Source organism: Altererythrobacter sp., assembly GCF_050299635.1.
Taxonomy (GTDB): domain Bacteria; phylum Pseudomonadota; class Alphaproteobacteria; order Sphingomonadales; family Sphingomonadaceae; genus Erythrobacter.
Map to the genome: position 1 here is coordinate 145,753 of NZ_JBNKWF010000001.1, position 13,832 is coordinate 159,584.

Here is a 13,832-nt window from a genome sequence, read left to right on the forward strand (position 1 = left end):
TGCCGCGCTCAATTGACCGTGCTGAAATCGAGATCGCGCGCGGTGAATACGCGGATCGGTTCGCCTTGCCTGACGCGGACAGTCGGGCTGATCTTGCCGTCCTGCTCCAGCGCAGTAGAAGCGGCGCTCTGTCCTCCGCCCAGGATTACCGACGCGCCACCGCTGGCGATAGTCGTGAGCCCGCCGATGACTGAAAGCAACATGGCCGAACCGAAGCGCTTGAAGAAGTGGGTGTTGACCTCGCCTTCAAGCCCGGTCGTCCCGTCAAACCCGATCGCAGGCGACGCCAGATTGACCGAAGCTCCATCGGGACGGATCAGGCGCGTCCAGATGACATAGGCGCGCTTTTGCCCGCCCTGCAGGCCCGACTGGTACTGCCCGATCAGGCGCGAACTGCGCGGCACCAGCACATTGGTGCCATCGAAGCTGCGCACATCCTGGCTCACCACGGCGCGGACATAGCCGGGCACATCGGTGTCGATTGCGGTTTCCAGGATCGCCGGGATCAACGTGCCCTGCGTCACCGTTGTGGCCGGGTTGGTCATGGCACTGGCCTGGGCCGGTGCGCCGCCCACGCCGCCAATACGGCTGGCGAAAGCGCTGGCGGAACTGACGGGCCCCTCGGCACCTGCAGTGCCTGCCGGTGATGCGAGCGCCGCATCGCCCACAACTTGGGTCGCCGGGCCTGCGCTGGCATCGAATACCATGGTCGGGCTGGCATAGGGATTGAGGACCGGCGCAGGCGCCGGGGCCTTGGCCATGACGGGCGGCGGGGCAGGCGCAGGCTGAGGCGCCGCAGGAGCGGGCTTGGGCTGGGGCTGAGGCACGACGGCCGCCTGAACCGGCGGCTGGACCGCTGGATTGCCGACCCCTTCGGGCGGCGCGACGCGAGCCGAGTTCATACCCCAAAAGGCCACGGCACCGAGGCCGGCGACGATCGCCACTCCAGCAGCGAGGCCGAGCGCATCGGACTTGTTGTTCTGCTGCGCAACCGCAGGGTAAGCGGTGCGGCTGGCAAGATCGATGATCTCGGCCGATTCCTGCTCGCGCGGATCGGCGCCGCTGCTGGCGGCTGCCTCGTTGTTTCTCGACGGGAGTCTCATGGCCAGGCGCATCACTTCACCTCTTTCGGCTTAAGGTCACTTTGGCTGGTTACCTGCGCCAGCGCAGGGTCGCTGCCGCCGGGCACAGGTCGTTCAGGACCGGTATTGGTCAGCGTGGCGCTATTCTTGCCCGAACGCAGAATGATCTGGCGCGGAACGCCGTCAACCACCACGGTATCGCCACGAACAGTGAAATTGACCGGCCCTTCGGTACCCTCATGATCGGTCACCAGGATCGCCGGAACAGACGTGCCGACGGGCCAGGTCAGGAAGGTCGCTTCACCATCGTCATAGGTGCGGATCGGCAGCAATTTGCTGTCACCCTCGCCATTCCATTCGAAATTGAGCATGGCCGGATCGGTCACCGCATATGGGTCACGCGCTGCAGCCATCTCAAGCGCATTGGCCTCTTCCCGGGCCGCCATCTGCGCCTCGTCGTCGGGTTCTTCCGGATAGCTGAACTGCAAGACATACAGCGGGTTGTTTCGCGGACTTGCCACCAGATCGAACAGATAGGTCCGCTTGCTGGTCACGACCGTCATATTGGTCTTGGCGGTGGGTGAGAGCGGCTTGACGAATAGCAGATTGGCGCGCTTGTTGGGCGTCACCTGCCAGCTCTGCGAATCCCCGATCGCGACATTTTCGATCGCTTCGTCCTCGCCGAATTTGATGGTCGCCTGGACCCTGGCCTTGCCATCGATACGAACCACTTCGGCGGGGTCATAGAGTCGCTCTACAAGGCGCGGATCATCAGCCAGCGCCGGCGTAGCGGCGGCGACAAGAGCAAGCGCAGCGCCCATGGCATGGAGGCGTTTGGCGCGGATCATTTCATTTTCTCCGAAAGACGGGCGTTGGCGGAACGGAAACGGTTTCCAATCCCGCGTGTACGCGATGTCGCAGGGTTGAGCGGCTGAATGCGCCCATCGCCATGCGAAGTGGCATAGACCTTGGTTTCACGTATGGTTCCTCCGCCGCCGCCTGAATCATTGGCGGGCGAGCCGGTCTGCACCGCGGAAACATCGATGCGCCGTGCGGTCGTGCTTGCCCCGGCTCCGGCTTGAGCCTGAGCCTGAGAGCGCATCTCCACCGTGCGAGGTTGGGGCACGCTGTCAGCGCTCCCTGCACGGTCCCTGTCCGGAACCAGACCGAAAACGCGCCATCCCGAAACCATCGTCGCCGCGACCTTGATGACCATCACCATCAGCGCGCAATGAACCGCGCCGATCAGGAAAAAGGCCATCGCCGCCTGCGCGTCAATCTGGCCGGGAACCGCGCTGAGCGAGGCCAGCACAGGCACCGCAAGCTCGAGCATCACACTGCCGCCCAGTACCGCCAGAAGCGGCGTCAGCGCCAGCATCGCCACGCCCTTGAGCCAACCTGTGAAGAGGCCGCGCGTGCCGTTGAACAATGCCATGACGACGAAGATCGGCCCCAGCGCCACCAACAGCGCCAGTCCGATGCGGGCAGTCACCAGCACCCCGACCGTACCGAGCATCAGCAGAAGGGCACCGAGCCACATCATACCCGGCGGAGAGAATGCCGAAATGTCCTCTTGCCCCTTGCTCGCTTCCTGAACTGCGAGGAACACCACGTCGAGCTTGTCCGCGAAGGCGAGCGTCGCCGAGCCGTCGCTGCCCGTCAGCAAAGTTGCAAGGTAATCGGGACCCTCGATAAATAGCGGCCAGACGAAACTACGATAGGCTACGAAGCTGGTTGCAAAGCCAAGTACCAAACCCACCGTCAACATTCGCGGAACGAGCGCCCGAACGCCGAGATTGGATCGCCCAAGCATCAGGCTGATGCCAAAGAACGCCACATAGAGGGTAAGAAGGATTACAAGGGCGGTTTCTAGTGCTCCACCCGGCGCAAACAGGCGCCCGAATGCCTGCGACGTAACCTGCCCGGAGACGCAATCGACGGCACCGAGCGCGGCAGCAACGCCGCCGCCGACCTGAGCCATCGCGCTGTCGCAAACGCCGCTCATTCGGCGGCCTGCCAGACGGGGAACTCACCGTCCCCCTCGCCGGACGGAGCGCCTGGCCATGCCTGGCCGGTAAGCGCAGGATACCATTCCGCCGGATCGTCGCCCACCGCTTCGCGCAGCAGGTCGAGCCGGCGCACCGCGCTCTCGCGGCCCGAGAGCACGGTCAGAACCTCGGGCGCACCCGAAAGATCGAGCCGCACAACCACGCTGGCATCGGGCTGGCGCACCAGGAAGCAGCGGCTATGCGCAGGCAGGCTGCGGATCAGCGCCAATTCGTGATCTGTCAGGCCGAAGCCATCGCAATAGTCCTCCGGCCGCGCGCGGCTGTTGGGCATGAAGACCATGGTCGCAGTCTGCTCGACCAATGCGGTCGAGATCCGGCTCTCAAGCGCGTCGCGCGCCGATTGCGTGGCAAAACCGACCAGCGCGTTGCGTTTCCGCAAGGTCTTGAGCCAGTCGCGGATACGCGCGGCGAAAACCTCATCATCGAGTGCCTTCCAGCCCTCGTCGATCAGGATCATGGTCGGCTTGCCATCGAGCCGCTCGTCAATCCGGTGGAACAGATACATCATCACCGGCGTGCGCAGGCGAGGATTTTCAAGCAGCGCGGTCATGTCGAAGCCGAGCACGCGGGCATCAAGATCGAGCCGGTCCTGCTCATTGTCGAACAGCCAGCCGTGTTCGCCTTCACCGATCCAGGCAGCAAGCCTATCGGCCAGATCGCCCGGCTGCGGCCGACGCGCGCCAGCCAGCAATTCCTTGAAATGGCGCAAGCGGCGAAGCGAGGAATCGTTCGAATAGGCAGCGTCAACCGCCTGGGAAATCGTTGAAAGTTCTTCCGGTCCATTCGCCTTGAGCAGCACGCCGAGCCAGTCGCGCAGGAAGGCACGGTTGGCAGGCGTGTCAGGCAGCGCGAGCGGGTTGAAGCCGGTTGGTTCACCCGCGGTAATCCGGTCATAGCGACCGCCTATGCCGCGAACGAACAGCTCCGCGCCGCGATCCTTGTCGAACAGGATGGTGCGGGGGCTGAACTTCTGCGCCTGCGCAGCGAGGAAGTTCATCACCACCGTCTTGCCCGAACCCGAAGGCCCGATGACGGAGAAATTGCCCAGATCGCCGTGATGGAAATTGAAGAAGAATGGCGTGGCGCTGGTCGTTTCCAGCAGCGTTACCGCATCGCCCCAATGGTTGCCGCTCGCCTGCCCCAGCGCGAAACCGTGGAACGAACCGAAGCTCGCCATGTTGGCGGAGGAGATCAGCGCCCGTCGCACGACATATTTCTCATTGCCGGGGAACTGCGCCCAGAAAGCGGGTTCGAGATTGGTATCCTCGCGCACCGCAATCGCGCCGGTATCCGCCAGTGCGGCGGCACAGGCAGCGCTCGCCTCATCGAGCCGCGCAAGGTCCTTCTCGCGCACCAGAACCGTCAAATGATGATCGCCGAAACCGACCGCACCATTGCCGAGCGCATCGCGCGCGCCAAGCATGTCGGCTCGTTCTGCCGCTGCCTCTTCATCGACCGAACGCAAGCGCCGCAGCGCCAGATCGATCCGTTCTTTCGCCGTTGTCCTTTCGGAAGGCGCATAGCTTTCGCTGACGATCATCTCGAACGGCAGACGCAGCAGACCGTCGAGCAGGCCGGGAGAAGTGGCTTCGGGATAGTCTTTCAAACCCAGGATGGCGGAGAAATCGGGTTCGCCCGAACCGCGCAGCTCCATCGCGTCGAGACCGAAGCTGGCACGACGGTAGGGCAGCATCTGCCCGATGTCGGTATCTTCCGAAGGGCGGCGCACAGGGCGCATCTCGCCATTATAGAGCGCGCTGATCAGCTCCAGCATTTCGGAATTGGTGCCGCCTTGCGGGGATTCGTAATCGCCCAGCACCTGCGCGCCATAGGCCGAAAGCGAAGCCACCAGCCCGGTCACCGCGGACCTCAACGTGCGCAGATCGCGCGGATCGGGCTCGATATCCTCGCCCCTGCGGCTGACCATGCGCTGCATCCGCTCGACCAATCCAGCCTTGCCGCGCGCCGGGCGGCGGATCAGCGTCACGAACTGGTCGTTGATGAACAGCGAACCGCCAGCAAGCCGCTCTTTCCAGCGAGCATCGATATGGCGGCTGAGCGGATCGTCGAATTCCGCATCGAGCTCCACCTCGACCCGGCGGCGGATCACATGGTGATACATCACAAAGCGTGAATCGAGCGTCGAACGCAGCATCACTTCGCGCGTTGCCGCATGGGCATTGAGCGCTTCGCTGTCTTCCGTCTCGAACAGCAGGCCGGGCACCTGGACGGATGTCATCACGCTGCCATCGCGCAGCAGCACGGTGCTTTGGTCAATCAGCCGCAGATAGGGCAGCCGGTCGCCCGCGCGGGCTTCCTTCGCGCTCCAGGCAGCAGTTCCGATCCATTTGCTCATAGTGTCAGGTTTCCCGCATCAGGGCGCATAGCTGTTGCACCCCCAGCGCTTGTAGTTCTTCACCCGCGGGCACATCGAAACCTTGGTGATCCACAGGTCGAAGATGCGCGGTTCACGCAGGCTCACGAAATAGCCGATCGCGTGTGTGATGATCGGCACCGGAATGATCCAGAAGCTCTTCAGGATCAGGAACGCGATAGTCGTCACCATCAGATTGATGATGAAGAAATTCATCGTCACACCTGCAAACATCTGCGGGCGGGTCAAGGCGCGGTGCACCGGATGGCGGACGAGATTGGCCACGCGACCCGCTCAGCCCCCTGCAGCGCTCTGGATGCCGGCGACGATCGTGCTGGCACCGAACAGGATGAACACGCCGATGATGACCGTCGCGCCGAAGCGCCAGTTCATCCGGCCTGTCAGCATCATGAAGCCGACAGCAGCCACCGCCATCACCGCGACCGCAGTGGCGACATTGCCCAGCAGCGTGCCCTGCAGCCAGCCAAGCGCGGCGACGATCGGGCCGGAGCCTTGCGGATCGGCCTGTTGCGCAAAAGCGGCGCTGGAACTGACGAACATGGCCAGGGCTGGCAGGCGAAGAATCGAACGCATCAACTAGTTTTCCTCACGAGAATGATTTGAAAGACGGCCCATTATGGCCGCGACATATTCCTGGGTTTCACGGATTTGCGGAACACCCTTCGCCCGCTCGACCCGCCCGGGGCCGGCGTTATAGGCGGCCAGCGCCTTCTCCAGGTCACCGCCAAAACGGTCGAGCTGCTCGCGCAGATAGCGCGCCCCGCCTTCGAGATTGGTATAGGGATTGTCTGAATCGACCCCTAACTGACGCGCCGTGCCGGGCATCAACTGGGCAAGACCGCGCGCACCCTTGGGCGATACGGCGTTCGCATTCCAGCGGCTCTCCTGCCACACCAGCGCTTCGATCAGCGAAGGGCTGAGGTCGTAACGCGCCGCGAGCTGCGCCACCGTGGTGGCGTATTCCGCCGGAACGGCTCGCGCATGGAGTGACGGATCGGCCACCGCCTCGCCGGGCAATAGCAAACCTTCGGGTACCGCTTCCGCCATTGTCAGAGCGCCTGCAGCGGGCACGGCAGCAAGCGGGCCGGAAACCCACTGGGCTCCACCCTCATTGATTTCGAGCACATCGGCCCTAGCCTGCATTGCGTATAGCGTAAGCACGGCCACAAGGGCGGGCCGACACATGCGCGCAAGAATCATGGCGAATCTCCGAACGGCCATGTTTACCCCAAAAAGCCCGCACGTGACAAAGTGATGACGAATAACTGTAGTTTTTTTGACATGTGCGCAGCGTGAACCGCCAGCATGCTTGCAAGAGGCTGAAAATCCAACGTTCGTTGACGGCCAATGAGTTTGCCCGCCGACCGCCAGTTTCCCGCAGCGGGACAAGCCCCCATCGCAGTTTGCGATGCATCCCCCTGGGGCGCTATATTATCGTCAGGGAAGCGAGCAAAAAACCTGGGGGAAGCAGGAGCGATGGAACACGTGGATGCCGGGGCCCTGGTGGGCTGGAAAGCGAACGATCTGGGAAGCCGGATCATCCTGACCATACAGACCATGCACCGATCCGAAGACGATGAAAACGAGCTGCATGAGCGCGCCGTAATGCTGGACCGCAATCAGGCCGCGCTTCTCGCCAACTTCCTTTACGAATTGACCGGCCAGTCCAAGCCGCGCCGCCGCAGCTTCCTGCAATCCCTCTTCGGCAATTGAACCGCGTGTGGGCGTGTTTGCGCGCTAGCCATTCAGCAGGTCGAGCAGAGTTCCCTCGTAGGGTACCTTCTTGTTGGCGTTGATCAGGTGCAGGCGCCAATGCCGCGCGGCTTCCTCCGCATCGCCGGCTTCGATCAGATCGATCAGCCTGTCGAGGCTCTTCACGGCCTTGCGCGCGTCACCTGCACTATCCTCGCGATGGCGAGTGAGCAGTCGCAAATGCACTTCCTGCATCAGGTTCTGCAGCATCTGCATCACGAAAAGCAGCGTCTCGTTTCCGCCTACTTCGACCAGCACCTGATGGAACTCTGTAAGGCCGACGATGAAGGCGCGCGTTTCGCCTGCCGCATTCAGTGCTTCAAGCCGGTTCGTTTCGCCCCGCAAACGGGCAATCCTGGCTTTGCTCGCATCGCGGGACAGTCGCCTCACGACGAACAACTCAATCGCCAACCGCGCTTCGAAGATATCGGGAACACGCACGCCCTTGGACTGGAGAACATAGCTGGCATAGCGCGACACGCTGCTCACCTGCGGCGGGCTGACGCGCGCGCCTGTGCGCGATCCACGGCTGACGGCAATCAGCCGTTCGGTCTCGAGAATGCGGAAAGCCTCGCGCAAAGTCGGCCGTGAAATGCCGAATTGCTCCATCAGCTGGCCTTCTGGCGGCAGCGAGTCCCCTTCGGCCAATTCGCCCGCTATGATGCGTTTGCGGATACGATCCGCCACGATTTCCGCCGTCTTGGGAACGCGCAGTTCCTCTGACTGACCAAGATCGATCATGCCGTTACCGCTGCTGAGGTCCTTCTTCGCCATTTCGCCGTTTCGTTCGATCGAACAGTGATCCCTGTATCACCTAGTTAACGATCTGGAGGTGGCTTGTCATGGGGGCAGCGCCCGCCCTCCCCGCATTCGCACACTTGGATAGTCCATTGCGGCGTGCGACACGAGCTTAAGCTGATTCGGCACGCATGAGCATATGAGCGAACAATCTTCCTGGCGATTTGCGGTGGATCGCGGCGGCACATTCACCGATGTCGTCGCCACGACGCCCGATGGCAGGCTGGTTACGACCAAGCTGCTGTCCGAAGATCCGGGTCGCTATGACGATGCCGCCAGCGAGGGAGTTCGTCGGCTCCTTGCCGAATATGGCACGGGCCCGATTGCCGAGCTGCGCATCGGCACCACCGTCGCGACCAACGCCCTGCTCGAGCGCAAGGGGGAACGGCTGGCGCTCGCCATCACGCGCGGCTTTGCAGACGCCTTGCGGATCGGCAATCAGGCGCGCCCGGAAATCTTCGCACGGCATATCGTCCTGCCCGAACAATTGCCCGAACGGGTGATCGAGATTGACGAGCGCATAGGCGCGGACGGGGAAGTCCTGAAACAGCTCGATGAAGAGGCGGCGCGCGCTCAGTTCCAGGAGCTGAGACGAGCGGGTTTCGATGCCTTGGCAATCGTGTTGATGCATGGCTGGAAGTTCACGGAGCATGAAGCAAGGCTGACTGAAATCGCCAGAGAGTTAGGCTTCGCGCAGGTCAGCGTGAGCCACGAGGTTTCGCCGCTAATCAAACTAGTTCCGCGCGGTGATACAACTGTCGTCGATGCCTATCTCTCGCCAGTCTTGCGCCGCTATATCGACGGATTGCGGGGGAACCTGCACACGCACGAACGACTCCAGTTCATGCAGTCGAACGGCGGGCTAGCCGATGCCAGCAGTTTTCGCGGGAAGGACGCGATCCTCTCCGGCCCCGCCGGTGGCGTGGTCGGCATGGTCGCAACCTCGAAACCGCTCGGCTACGAACGCCTGATCGGCTTCGACATGGGCGGGACCAGCACCGATGTATGCCACTATGCCGGCGAGTACGAACTTGCGGCGGAGGAAGTGATCGCGGGGGTGCGCGTCGCGGCCCCGGCGATGCAGATCCACACTGTTGCGGCGGGTGGCGGCTCGATCTGCAGTTTCGATGGAGCGCGCTTCCGCGTCGGACCAGAGAGCGCGGGCGCAGATCCCGGCCCGGCCTGCTATGGCAAGGGCGGACCGCTCACCGTGACAGACTGCAACCTCTTCCTGGGGCGGATCGATCCGGCCTTCTTCCCACAGGTATTCGGAGCGGATGGTCATGGCCCGCTCGACCGCGCAGCCTCGCAGGCGCGACTGGAAGAGATTGCGGCGGCCATGCCCGATGCGCCATCACTGGAAGAAATCGCCCTGGGCTTTCTTGCCATCGCTGTCGACAATATGGCGGGTGCGATCCGCAAGATCAGCGTTGCACGCGGACGCGATGTTACGCGCTATGCCCTCGCCTGCTTCGGCGGGGCGGGCGGGCAGCACGCATTGCAGATCGCCGACCAATTGGGGATCGACACCGTGCTGGTGCATCCTCTTGCCAGCGTGCTTTCCGCCTATGGCATCGGACTGGCGCCGGTGAAGGCGATCCGCGAGCGCAGCGTAGTTGCGCCGCTGAGCGAGGATTTCGCGCCGCTGCAAGCCGAACTGGAAGCGCAGGCCAAGCAGGCGCTGCTCGATCAGTACGTTCCCGAAAGCGCGATCGCGCTGGCTCCGCGAGCCCGGCTGCGCTTCGATGGGAGCGACAGCACACTAACTCTCGATTGCGGCGATCCTGCCGCGATGGACCGGGCCTTCCGCACCCTTCACCGCCAGCATTTCGGCTATAGCGATGAAAGTGCGACGATCATTCTTGATGCGCTCAGCGTCGAAGCCAATGGCTCGACCGGAGGGCTGGCCCATCTACAGGTGCAGCCAATTGCGACGGGAGCCAGCGCAAGCGGATCGTGGCACTCCGTCGAACGCGCCGGCATGGTTCAAGGCAAGCCGGTGCCCGGCCCTGCACTGGTGATCGATCCCGGCACGACAACGGTGGTCGAACAAGGCTGGCAGGCGGCGCTGGAGCAGGACGGCACGCTGGTCCTGACACGAACCACGCCGCGCCCCAGCAGGCGAGCGCAAGGGACAGAGGTCGATCCTGTCCGGCTCGAGATCTTCAACAATTACTTCATGGCCATTGCCGAGGAGATGGGGATCGTCCTCCAGTCCACCGCCACTTCGGTCAATATCAAGGAACGGCTCGATTTTTCCTGCGCGGTATTCGACGCACAGGGAGATCTGATCGCCAATGCACCGCATATCCCCGTGCACCTTGGCAGCATGGCGGATTCGATCCGACGTGTGATCGAAGCTCGCGGGATCGGGCCTGGTGGCCAGCCGAGAGACGGGCGCGGGATGAAGCGCGGCGATGCCTATGTCCTCAACGATCCCTATCGCGGCGGCACGCATTTGCCCGATATCACGGTGATCGTGCCGGTCTTTTATCGCAGCGAAAGCGAGACGCCCGACGCATTCGTCGCTGCGCGCGGCCACCACGCCGATATCGGCGGTATCGCGCCCGGCTCCATGCCGCCCGAAAGCCGCAGGATCGAGGAAGAGGGCGTTCTCATCGACAACCTTCTGCTCGCCGATGAAGGTCATTTCCGCGACGACGCCCTACGCGAAACGCTGGCCGATAGCCCGTGGCCCGCGCGCAATCCTGACCGCAACCTTTCGGACTTGCGCGCGCAGCTCGCCGCCTGCACCCGCGGGGCCGAACTGCTGTGCGCTGCGGCGGCAGAACATGGGGCCGATGTCCTCGAAGCCTATATGGGCCATGTCCTCGCCAATGCCGAGGAGAGCGTTCGCCGCCTGCTGGGTCGGCTGGTGGACGGCAGCTTCACCTATCCGATGGACAATGGCGCGCAGGTTTCGGTCGCGATACGGATCGACCGCGAAACCCGCTCTGCCGTGCTCGATTTCACTGGCACCAGTGACCAGCGCAGTGACAATTTCAATGCGCCGCGCTCGATCACCCGCGCAGCCGCGCTTTATGTGCTGCGCACGCTGATCGACGATCCGATTCCGATGAACGATGGCTGCCTGCGCCCGGTCGAGCTGATCGTGCCCGAAGGATCGATGCTCAATCCTGCCCCGCCCGCTGCGGTCGTCGCAGGCAATGTCGAGACCAGCCAGGTCGTGACCGATGCGCTGTTCGCCGCGACCGGGCAATTGGCTCCCTCGCAAGGGACGATGAACAATTTCACCTTCGGCAATGCGCGCTATCAATATTATGAGACAATCGCAGGAGGATCGGGTGCAGGGCCGGACCATGACGGGACGAGCGCGGTCCAAACCCATATGACGAACAGCCGGTTGACCGACCCCGAAGTGCTGGAAACGAGGCTGCCGGTGCGCGTCGACCGCTTCACCATCCGCCAGGGGTCAGGTGGACGCGGCAGGCATCATGGCGGCGAGGGTGTCGAACGGTGCGTGACCTTCCTCGAACCCATGCGCGCCAATATCCTCGCCAATCGCAGGATCGTTGCGCCACGAGGGATCGCCGGCGGCGGTGATGCCTTGCCGGGCAAGAACTGGATCGAGCGCGCCGATGGATCGGTCGAGCAATTGGGCGCAACCGGCTCTGCAAAAGTGAGTGTCGGCGATACATTCGTGATCCTGACGCCGGGCGGAGGCGGATATGGCAAGGAAAACCCGTCGTTGTAATGCGCAGGCGACACGCTTATCCATGGCGAGCAACGTCGCGCAGCAGGGGGAAGTGCTGATTTGACCGACGTCTTCGTATCCTATGCCAGGGCTGATTACGGCCAGGCGCGGCGCATTGCGGACTCGCTCGCGAGCGCGGGATTCTCCGTGTGGATCGACGACGACTTGCCAGCACACCGCGCATTCTCCACCGTTATCGAAGAACGTCTCAATGCAGCCAAAGCGGTGCTGGTCCTTTGGTCAGAGGATGCACGTGCATCGCGCTGGGTCCCGGCAGAGGCCGACCTTGCTTTTACCGCCGACAAGCTGGTGCAGCTGAGTTTGGACGGAGTGCTGCCGCCCCTGCCCTTCAACCGCGTCCATTGCGAGACTGCGACCGGCTGGAACGGCAGCACCGACGCACCATTCTGGCAGAAGATCACTGCCAGCATTGTTGAGCTGTCGGGAAGCCAGGGCCACAGCCTCGAATTGCCCGCCCCCACGCCAGGCCTTGCCAAATCTGCCGCGAATACCGAACCGCTGCTGGCGATCCTTCCCTTCGACAATCTCTCTTCCGACGAAGAACTGACCTATTTCTGCGACGGGATGTCAGAAGAAATCCAGCGCACCGTTTCGGACGGCAGCAGCCTGCGGGTCGTGGCGCGATCCTCCAGCTTCCAGTTCCGCGGCGCAGAGAAAGACACTGCGAAGGTCGCAAGCGCGCTGGGCGCAACCCATTTGCTTGACGGTTCCGTCAGGCGCGGCGGCGCGCGCGTGAGAATCAGCGCAGAACTGGTCGAATGCGGTAGCCGGCGCGCAATCTGGGGCGACCGTTTCGACGGCGATTTGGATGACGTCTTTGCCTTGCAGGAATCGATCGCAGAGAGAGTGGCAAAAGCGCTGAAAGTGGCTCTCGCGATCGAGAGCGCGCCCGGCGGAGCACAGCTTCCGCCCGGCCTCTATGAGAGCTTCCTGCGTGCGCGCGGCAGGATTGCTGAAGGCGACGCGCTCTATGACGATTCCGCCGAACGGGCGATCCCTTTGCTGGAGGAGGTGACTTCGGCCGCGCCCGATTTCGCACCGGCATGGGAACTGCTTGCCAGCGCGAGCGCCGCCAGCCTGCGTTCGGGCCATTTCGAAGGCGACTATGACGAGCGCCGCAATCTTGTCCTGAAATCCGCCGAAACCGCATTGAAGCTCGATCCGAAACGCGGCGGTGCCTATCTCGCGCTCGCTTTCCTCGAGCCCTGGGGGGCCTATCGCGCGCGGGAGAAGCTGCTGCTCAAGGCGCTGGAAGTTTCGCCCAACGATCCGGCCTCACTCACCGAAATGAGCCAGTTCTGCTGGAGCGTCGGGCGCTTTCGCGATGCTTTGGGGCTGGCGCAAAAGGCCTGCGAACTCAATCCCCTGATGCCCGCCGCACGGCTCCATGTCGCGCAAATGCACGCCTATGTCGGAGATTATGCCGGGGCGATTGCGCTGACCCGCCAGTTGATACGTCGATGGCCCGACAATCCGGGAATCCTGATCTCCCAGCTCAACACCGCCGGCACACTCGGTTTCTGGGAAGCGCATGACGAAGCGGCGCGCGAAATCGACCGGTTCGACGGCTGGATCGCCCGCGACATGCGCGCAGCCGAAGCTTACCTCGAAGCGCTTCGCACCAAGGATCCGGAACAGATCGAAAAGCGGATCAGCCGGTATGAAGGTCTTCTCGAGAAAACCGGTACACTGCCGCTCAACCTCGTCGTGTCGATTGCCGCGCTCGGTCAGGTGGACCGTGCGCTCGATCTGGCCGAGCGTGCATCCTATGACTACGTCTTCGACCCACAGGGCGATCGTCCCAGCATCTACTATCCCGGCACGATCCTTGGCCCGTGGAGCGAAGCAATGAAGCAGAAGCGCTTTGCCCCGCTTTGCGTACGGCTGGGCCTTTCAGCCTATTGGATCGAAACCGGCGCCTGGCCGGATTGCGTCGAATGGACGCCCTACAACTTCAAGGAAGAAGTGCGGGCCGCGCACGAAGCGGCGAGAAGTTAGGG

The 13,832-nt window shown here is 63.1% G+C and carries 11 protein-coding genes; 3 read left to right on the plus strand and 8 right to left on the minus strand.

What is annotated here, in order from left to right; all coding sequences use genetic code 11:
- Positions 1 to 8 precede the first annotated feature (8 nt).
- From ACQY6C_RS00730 to ACQY6C_RS00760, 7 genes are read right to left on the minus strand one after another with little or no spacing between them, the layout of a single operon-like run.
- A complete protein-coding gene (locus tag ACQY6C_RS00730; RefSeq protein ID WP_427963606.1) occupies positions 9 to 1,115 on the minus strand; it encodes a TrbI/VirB10 family protein in 1,107 nt (368 codons plus the stop codon).
- Entirely contained in the window at positions 1,115 to 1,930 is an 816-nt protein-coding gene (locus ACQY6C_RS00735) for a TrbG/VirB9 family P-type conjugative transfer protein (RefSeq protein WP_427963607.1), read from the minus strand. The genes ACQY6C_RS00730 and ACQY6C_RS00735 overlap by 1 nt, the downstream gene beginning before the upstream one ends.
- Positions 1,927 to 3,087 carry a type IV secretion system protein gene (locus ACQY6C_RS00740; RefSeq protein WP_427963609.1) on the minus strand — a complete coding sequence of 387 codons (1,161 nt, stop codon included), beginning with the start codon at positions 3,085 to 3,087 and terminating at the stop codon, positions 1,927 to 1,929. The genes ACQY6C_RS00735 and ACQY6C_RS00740 overlap by 4 nt, the downstream gene beginning before the upstream one ends.
- Positions 3,084 to 5,507, minus strand: coding sequence for a VirB4 family type IV secretion/conjugal transfer ATPase (locus tag ACQY6C_RS00745; protein WP_427963611.1), 2,424 nt, complete (start codon positions 5,505 to 5,507; stop codon positions 3,084 to 3,086). The genes ACQY6C_RS00740 and ACQY6C_RS00745 overlap by 4 nt, the downstream gene beginning before the upstream one ends.
- An 18-nt stretch (positions 5,508 to 5,525) precedes the next feature.
- Positions 5,526 to 5,810, minus strand: coding sequence for a type IV secretion system protein VirB3 (locus ACQY6C_RS00750; protein WP_427963613.1), 285 nt, complete (start codon positions 5,808 to 5,810; stop codon positions 5,526 to 5,528).
- Between the two features lie 9 nt (positions 5,811 to 5,819).
- Positions 5,820 to 6,119, minus strand: a complete 300-nt coding sequence (locus ACQY6C_RS00755) for a TrbC/VirB2 family protein (RefSeq protein ID WP_427963615.1) — start codon at positions 6,117 to 6,119, stop codon at positions 5,820 to 5,822.
- 3 nt (positions 6,120 to 6,122) lie between these two features.
- On the minus strand, positions 6,123 to 6,731 hold the full coding sequence (locus ACQY6C_RS00760; protein WP_427963617.1) for a lytic transglycosylase domain-containing protein: 609 nt from the start codon (positions 6,729 to 6,731) through the stop codon (positions 6,123 to 6,125).
- A gap of 291 nt (positions 6,732 to 7,022) precedes the next feature.
- Here ACQY6C_RS00760 and ACQY6C_RS00765 point away from each other — a divergent pair, with 291 nt between their 5' ends.
- Positions 7,023 to 7,259: a hypothetical protein gene (locus ACQY6C_RS00765; RefSeq protein WP_427963619.1), complete on the plus strand. Its 237-nt coding sequence runs from the start codon at positions 7,023 to 7,025 to the stop codon at positions 7,257 to 7,259.
- Positions 7,260 to 7,283: 24 nt separating this feature from the next.
- On the opposite strand, the gene ACQY6C_RS00770 is transcribed toward ACQY6C_RS00765, so the two are convergent.
- Positions 7,284 to 8,072 carry a FadR/GntR family transcriptional regulator gene (locus ACQY6C_RS00770; RefSeq protein ID WP_427963621.1) on the minus strand — a complete coding sequence of 263 codons (789 nt, stop codon included), beginning with the start codon at positions 8,070 to 8,072 and terminating at the stop codon, positions 7,284 to 7,286.
- A gap of 163 nt (positions 8,073 to 8,235) precedes the next feature.
- Here ACQY6C_RS00770 and ACQY6C_RS00775 point away from each other — a divergent pair, with 163 nt between their 5' ends.
- Both ACQY6C_RS00775 and ACQY6C_RS00780 read left to right on the plus strand, forming a co-directional pair.
- Positions 8,236 to 11,811 carry a hydantoinase B/oxoprolinase family protein gene (locus ACQY6C_RS00775; RefSeq protein WP_427963623.1) on the plus strand — a complete coding sequence of 1,192 codons (3,576 nt, stop codon included), beginning with the start codon at positions 8,236 to 8,238 and terminating at the stop codon, positions 11,809 to 11,811.
- A 60-nt stretch (positions 11,812 to 11,871) separates the two neighbouring features.
- Complete coding sequence (locus tag ACQY6C_RS00780; protein WP_427963625.1) at positions 11,872 to 13,830, plus strand: TIR domain-containing protein; 1,959 nt, start codon at positions 11,872 to 11,874, stop codon at positions 13,828 to 13,830.
- The last annotated feature ends 2 nt before the right edge of the window (positions 13,831 to 13,832 follow it).

Coding starts and splice junctions, on each gene's coding strand:
- ACQY6C_RS00745 (WP_427963611.1), bottom strand. CDS start 5,507: ATGAGCAAATGGATCGGAACTGCTGCCTGGAGCGCGAAGGAAGCCCGC.
- ACQY6C_RS00735 (WP_427963607.1), bottom strand. CDS start 1,930: ATGATCCGCGCCAAACGCCTCCATGCCATGGGCGCTGCGCTTGCTCTT.
- ACQY6C_RS00775 (WP_427963623.1), top strand. CDS start 8,236: ATGAGCGAACAATCTTCCTGGCGATTTGCGGTGGATCGCGGCGGCACA.
- ACQY6C_RS00755 (WP_427963615.1), bottom strand. CDS start 6,119: ATGCGTTCGATTCTTCGCCTGCCAGCCCTGGCCATGTTCGTCAGTTCC.
- ACQY6C_RS00770 (WP_427963621.1), bottom strand. CDS start 8,072: ATGGCGAAGAAGGACCTCAGCAGCGGTAACGGCATGATCGATCTTGGT.
- ACQY6C_RS00730 (WP_427963606.1), bottom strand. CDS start 1,115: ATGCGCCTGGCCATGAGACTCCCGTCGAGAAACAACGAGGCAGCCGCC.
- ACQY6C_RS00760 (WP_427963617.1), bottom strand. CDS start 6,731: ATGTGTCGGCCCGCCCTTGTGGCCGTGCTTACGCTATACGCAATGCAG.
- ACQY6C_RS00740 (WP_427963609.1), bottom strand. CDS start 3,087: ATGAGCGGCGTTTGCGACAGCGCGATGGCTCAGGTCGGCGGCGGCGTT.
- ACQY6C_RS00765 (WP_427963619.1), top strand. CDS start 7,023: ATGGAACACGTGGATGCCGGGGCCCTGGTGGGCTGGAAAGCGAACGAT.